Raw genomic sequence first — 6,144 nt, 5'->3', positions numbered from 1 at the left:
CGCGGCCAGCTGCGGGCCCGCCGTGCTCGACACGCGCAAGACCACGCCCGGCTACCGCCGACTCGAGAAGTACGCCGTGCGCCTGGGCGGCGGCCAGAACCATCGCCTGGGCCTCGATGACGCGCTGATGGTCAAGGACAACCACAAGGCGGCCCTCGGCGGTCTCGCCGCCGTGCTCGCGCGCCTCGAGGCGCTGCCGCCCGCGCTGCCCCTCTTCGTCGAGGTCGACAGCCTCGAGGAGCTGCGCCTGCTGCTCGAGCACCCGGCGCGCGGCCGCATCCAGCGCGTGCTGCTCGACAACTTCCCGCCCGCGGCCGTGGCGGCGGCCGTCGCCCTGCGCCAGACCCTGGGCGGCGGGCCCGCCTTCGAGATCTCGGGCGGCCTGAAGCCCGCCGACCTCGCCGATCCGCACTACGCCGGGGTCGAGGCCGCGAGCCTGGGCAGCCTCACGCACAGCGCGGGCGCCCTCGACCTCGCGCTCGAGATCGACGGCTTGCCGTGAGCGGATCCGGCCGGCGCCTGACCGCGCGCGAAGCCGCCTGGAGCGCGCGGCTGAGCGGCGGTCTCGGTCGGCCGCTGGCCGTCTACGCCGAGCTGGACAGCGCGATGGACGCGGCGCATGCGCTCGCCGAGGCCGGCGCGCCGGCGGGCGCCTGCGTCGTCGCCGAGCACCAGCGCGCGGGCCGCGGCCGGCAGACGCGGGTCTGGAGCGACCGACCGGGCGACTCGCTGCTTCTCGCGCTGCTGCTGCGCCCCGTCTGGCCACCGGCGCGCGGCGGGCTCCTGGCCCTGGGCGCCGGGCTCGCCCTCGCCCGCGCAGCCGACCGCTTCGGCGCCCCCCTCCTGCTCAAGTGGCCCAACGACCTGCTCTTCGGCGAGCGCAAGGTGGCGGGCATCCTCAGCGAGGCGCGCCTGAGCGCGGGCGGCTACCGGCATCTCGTCCTCGGCTTGGGGATCAACGTCCACCAGGGGCCGGCGGACTTCCCGCCGGAACTGCGCGGGGCGGCGGCCTCCCTGGACGAGGCCGCGGGGCGCCGCCTCGAGCGCGGCGAGTTGCTGGCGGCGCTGCTCGCCGAATTGGAGACCGTACTGGCCGTCGTCGCCGGCGCGGATCCCGGCGCCGACGCGCGGCTCGTCGAGGCGTGGCGCCGCCGCTGGCCGCACCGGGGGGCCGCAGCCTGGGACGCCCGCGGCCGGCGCCTGTGCCTGCTCGATGTCGAGGCCGACGGCGCGCTGCGCGTGTCGGGGCCGGCGGGGGAGGAGCGTCTGGAGGCCGGCGAACTCAGCCTGCGCCTCGGGCCGCCCGCGGGCGACCGGGCCTGAGCGCCTGGCGTCGCGCGCGCGGATCGGCTACGCTGTGCCGCGCGAAGGGAGAACCGTGGCCGCCCTGCTCTGCCTGGACCTCGGCAACAGCCGCCTGAAGGGACTCCTCTGGGAGGAGGGCCGCGGCCGCGGGCGCTTCTCCGTCCCGGCCGCCGACGGGGCGGCCTGGGGGCCGCCGACGGGGCGGCCGGGGCGGAGGCGCTGGCCGCGCCCCTGGCCGCGGCCGGCGGCCGCGCCGCCCTCGCCAGCGCAAACCCGCCTGCGGCGGCCCGGCTCCTCGCCTGGCTCGCCGCGCGGGGCGCCCGCTGCTGGCAGCTGAGCAGCGAGGCCCCCCTGCCCTTCGCCTGCGCCCTGCCCGATCGGCGGACGCTCGGCGCGGACCGGCTCTGCAATGCGGCGGCGGCCTGGGCCGAGGGCCTCGCGCCGGCCCTCCTCATCGGCGCGGGCACGGCGATGACCGTGGACCTCGTCGATCCCGCGGGCTGCTATCTCGGCGGCGCGATCCTGCCGGGGCCGGCCCTCGCGCTCGCCGCGCTCGCCCAGGGGACGGCGCAGCTGCCGCCCGCCGCACCGGAGTGGACGGCCGAGCCCTGGGGGGACAGCACGCGAAGGGCTCTGGCCGCCGGCGCGCTCTGGGGCGGGCTGGCCGCCGCCGAGGGCTACGCCGCGCGTCTCGGCCGGCGCTGGCCGGGGACGGCGGTGATCCTGACGGGGGGCTGGGCGCCGGACTTCGCCGCGCGCTGGCAGGCGAGGCGGGGGAAGCGCGGCTCGAGCCCGACTGGACCCTGCGCGGCTTGGCGGCCCTCGCCGACCAAGCCCTGCCAGGGGCACAATGAAGAATCCCGACCCCGCGAACGGGGGCCGGGATCCCGGGAGAAGCCTGCCCCCGCAGCCACGGGAGCAGTGGAGCAGTGCGGCGGCGGCCCACAGGGAGAAGCGTCACGGGCCCCCGCGCGAAGGGAGTATCGGCAAGCGCGGGCGGCGCTTGAGCGCTTTCTCGGGCAGCGGCGCGGGCGCCGGCGGCGGAAGGAGGGGCCATGGCGAGCGGTGAGCGCGGGCGGGATCTGCCCAGCCTCGGGTGGAAGGAGCGCGTGGGTCTGCCGGCCTGGGGGCTCGCGCTCAAGGCCCTCGTGGATCCGGTCTCGGCGCTGTCGACCCTGGCCGTCGAGCGCATCGAGCGCGTCGGGCGCCTGCGCGACGAAGAGGGGCGCCTGCGCCTCGTCCTGCGGCTGGAGGTGCCCGTCGGCCGCGGCCGCCAGCGGGTGAAACAGGTCTATGCGTTCTACCGCCGGCGCACGCGGCTCGGCGAGGGGCTCGGCGATTGCGTCGTCGTGCGCACGGCGCTCGCCCTCGGGGAGCAGCTCTGGGAGGGGGAGCTGGCCCTGGTGCCCAGCCGCCGGCAGTACTTCCTCCACCTCGGCCGGGCCGACCTGGTGGGGCGCTTCCGCGTCGACCCGGCGCGGGTCTACGCCCATCCCCTGCGGCGCCGGGCCTTCCAGCCCTCCCCGCTCCTGCCGCTGCCCGAGACGGACAAAGCGGCGGGATAGGGCTTGCATCGCCCCGGGGCCCTGTCTATATTCGCCGCGTCGAATTAGCAGTCGCCAAACGCGAGTGCCAAACCCTTACAATGCCATGCGATAGGCTGTGCGGTCCGCACCGTCTTGGGCCGCATCTCGGACCACGATCTCTGGAGGTTGGAGCATGTCCATCAAGCCGTTGTCTGACCGGATCCTCGTCAAGGCCTTCGAGGAGGAGGAGGTCAAGAAGGGCGGCATCATCATCCCCGACACCGCCAAGGAGAAGCCCCAGAAGGGCGAGGTCATCGCCATCGGTCCCGGCCGTCTCACCGATGCCGGCGACCGCCTGCCGCTCGAGGTCAAGCAGGGCGACACCGTGCTCTACGGAAAGTACTCGGGCTCCGAGGTGACCATCAGCGACGAGAAGTACATCATCCTGCGCGAGAGCGACATCCTCGCGGTCCTCTAGACCCCGCCCCGCGCACCGGGCCCCCGCGCAGGGCGAGGGGCCGATCCAACGACCAAGGAGAGAAGGAAAGATGGCCAAGCAGATCGAGTTCGATATCGCCGCTCGCGATTCGCTCAAGCGCGGGCTGGACAAGCTCGCCAACGCCGTGAAGGTGACCCTCGGCCCCCGCGGCCGCAACGTCATCCTCGACAAGAAGTTAAAACAAGAAGTTCGGCAGCCCGACCGTCACCAATGACGGCGTGACGATCGCCAAGGAGATCGAGCTGGAGGATCCCTACGAGAACATGGGTGCCCAGCTCGTCAAGGAAGTGGCGACCAAGACCAACGACGTCGCCGGCGACGGCACCACGACGGCCACCCTGCTCGCCCAGGCGATCGTGACCGAGGGCCTCAAGAACGTGACCGCCGGCGTGAACCCGATGTACCTGAAGAAGGGCATCGAGAAGGCCGTCGAGCAGGTCGTCGAGTCGAGTCGCTGAAGAGCCAGAGCCACGAGGTGAGCAACCGCGAGGAGATCGCCCAGGTCGCCTCCCTCGCCGCCAACAGCGACGAGACGATCGGCCAGCTCATCGCCGAGGCGATGGACAAGGTCGGCCGCGACGGCGTCATCACGGTGGAGGAGGCCAAGAGCCTGACCACCGAGCTGGAGGTCGTCGAGGGCATGCAGTTCGACCGCGGCTACGTCAGCCCTTACTTCGTCACGGATGCCGAGCGCATGGAGGCCGTGCTCGAGAACGCGGCCGTGCTCATCCACGACAAGAAGATCAGCAGCATGAAGGACCTGCTGCCCGTGCTCGAGAAGATCGCGCAGACGGGCAAGCCCCTGCTCATCATCTCGGAGGACATCGAGGGCGAGGCCCTGGCCACCCTCGTCGTCAACAAGCTGCCCGCGGCACGCTCAACGTCTGCGCCGTCAAGGCGCCCGGCTTCGGCGATCGCCGCAAGGCGATGCTCGAGGACATCGCGATCCTCACCGGCGGCACGGTCGTCGCCGAGGAGGCCGGCCGCAAGCTGGAGAGCGCCACGCTGAACGACCTCGGCACGGCCAAGCGCATCACGATCGACAAGGACAACACGACGCTCGTCGAGGGCGCCGGCAAGAGTGCGGCCGTGCAGGCGCGCGTCGCCCAGATCAAGCGCCAGATCGAGGACACGACGAGCGACTACGACAAGGAGAAGCTGCAGGAGCGCATGGCCAAGCTCTCCGGCGGCGTCGCGGTGATCAACGTCGGCGCGGCCACCGAGACCGAGATGAAGGAGAAGAAGATGCGCGTCGAGGACGCCCTCAACGCCACCCGCGCGGCGGTCGAGGAGGGCATCATCCCCGGCGGCGGCGTCGCCCTCATCCGGGCCATCGCCGGCCTGAACGCGATCAAGGAGTCCGACAGCGAGATCCAGGTCGGCATCAACATCATCCGCAAGGCGCTCGAGGCGCCCCTGCGCCAGATCGCCGAGAACAGCGGCGTCGAGGGCTCCGTCATCGTCCAGAAGGTGATGGGCGAGAAGGGCGCCATGGGCTACAACGCCGCGAACGGCCAGTTCGTGGACATGTTCAAGGCCGGCATCGTCGATCCCGCCAAGGTGACGCGCAGCGCGCTGCAGAACGCGGCGAGCATCGCGAGCCTGCTGCTGACCACCGAGACCATCGTCGCCGACATCCCCGAGAAGGACAAGGCGCCCGCGATGCCCGGCGGCGGCGGCATGGGCGGCATGTACTAGGCGCGGCTTCCCGCCGCGGACAGCGAGCCCGGTCCCGCGAGGGGCCGGGCTTTTTCATGGCGCGCGGCTTGCTGGGTGTCCGCCCGCGGATCCCCGGACCCAGGAGCGCCGCCTGCGATGCGAGTTTGCGCGAGCCTCTGCCATCACCGCCGCCGCCACTGGCCAGGGATCGTCCTGCTCCTGGTCGCTTTCGTGCCGCTGCCGGCCGGCGCGACGCGGGTCGCCCTGCCCGCGGCGGGCGGCTATGCGGCCAGCAGCCACTGCCGTCTCCTGCTCTGCCTGGGCCAGCCGCTGGGCGGCGGCGCCTGGTCCAGTCCGGGCGGCGCCGCCGGTCTGCTCGTCGGCAGCGAGTTCGGCGGCGTGCCGGCCGCGCTGCTGCTCGACGAGGGCGCGGGCGGCCAGCTCGGCGCGCTGCAGCTCGCCCTGGACGAGAGCGTGGGCAGCGCGACGGTCTACTACCGCCGCGGCGGCGAGCTGGGCTACACCGCGCTCCCCATGCAGCCCGCCCCCGGCGGCCTGGCCTGGGGCGCGCAGCTGCCCGGCGATGCGCTCGACGCCCGCGGGATCCAGTACTTCGTCGAGATCGCCGATCCACCCTTTGCGCTGCGCCTGCCCGCGGGCGCCCCGGCCGCAGGGCTGGAGAGCTTCGGCATTCCCATCGCCGGCCACGAGGCCTTTGCCCTCGGCGCCGCGCCGCGCAGCTACTTTCTCGGCCTGCCACTGGCGCCTGCCAGCGGCGATCCCGCGCTGATCTTCGGCCCGGCGCTCGGGGACTACGGCGCCCCGCGCTGGCAGCTCTTCGTCTACGACCCGGTGAGCGGGGACTCCCCGGGCACCCTCGCCGCGGGGCGAGGCTTCTGGCTGCGCAGCGCCCAGGCCGCCTTCGTGGCGATCGCCGGGCAGAGCGCCGAGCTGAGCGCCGATCTCGAGTTCCCGCTCGCGCCAGGCTGGACCGCGCTCGCCAATCCCTTCGCCTTCCCGCTCGCGGCCAGCGCCCTCGACTTCGCCGACGGCCTGCCGCACAACCTCTACGCCTATCGCCCGAGCGCCCTCGCCGACTACGCCGACGCGGCGAGCGGAGAGCTGGCCACGATCGCGCCGGGGGAGGCCTTCCCC

Annotated in this window: 5 protein-coding genes and 2 pseudogenes; all 7 read left to right on the top strand. The window is 73.6% G+C overall.

Translation table 11 applies throughout. From position 1 onward, the window contains the following. The coding region (locus tag FJ251_12585) for a nicotinate-nucleotide diphosphorylase (carboxylating) (protein ID MBM4118545.1) at positions 1-502 on the top strand (502 nt) is incomplete at its 5' end. Then, positions 499-1,323 carry a biotin--[acetyl-CoA-carboxylase] ligase gene (locus tag FJ251_12580; GenBank protein MBM4118544.1) on the top strand — a complete coding sequence of 275 codons (825 nt, stop codon included), beginning with the start codon at positions 499-501 and terminating at the stop codon, positions 1,321-1,323. The genes FJ251_12585 and FJ251_12580, both read left to right, overlap by 4 nt. Positions 1,324-1,392: 69 nt before the next feature. Further along, positions 1,393-2,049, top strand: a pseudogene (locus tag FJ251_12575) (type III pantothenate kinase). A 311-nt stretch (positions 2,050-2,360) separates the two neighbouring features. Next, entirely contained in the window at positions 2,361-2,870 is a 510-nt protein-coding gene (locus FJ251_12570) for a hypothetical protein (GenBank protein MBM4118543.1), read from the top strand. Positions 2,871-3,024: 154 nt separating this feature from the next. Continuing rightward, positions 3,025-3,309 (top strand): co-chaperone GroES, encoded by a 285-nt coding sequence (locus FJ251_12565; GenBank protein ID MBM4118542.1) that lies wholly within the window; start codon positions 3,025-3,027, stop codon positions 3,307-3,309. Positions 3,310-3,379: 70 nt separating this feature from the next. Next, positions 3,380-5,028, top strand: a pseudogene (gene groL, locus FJ251_12560) (chaperonin GroEL). A 117-nt stretch (positions 5,029-5,145) separates the two neighbouring features. Beyond that, a partial coding sequence (locus tag FJ251_12555) for a hypothetical protein (protein ID MBM4118541.1) occupies positions 5,146-6,144 on the top strand: 999 nt, incomplete at its 3' end.

The organism is bacterium (assembly GCA_016873475.1).
Classification (GTDB): Bacteria; Krumholzibacteriota; Krumholzibacteriia; order JACNKJ01; family JACNKJ01; genus VGXI01.
Note: the sequence above shows the minus strand (reverse complement) of the source record. Positions and strands in the feature narration are given on the sequence as shown.

Bases quoted from the DNA above. Each gene is read 5' to 3' on its own strand.
- FJ251_12565 (MBM4118542.1), top strand. From the start codon at position 3,025: ATGTCCATCAAGCCGTTGTCTGACCGGATCCTCGTCAAGGCCTTCGAG.
- FJ251_12570 (MBM4118543.1), top strand. From the start codon at position 2,361: ATGGCGAGCGGTGAGCGCGGGCGGGATCTGCCCAGCCTCGGGTGGAAG.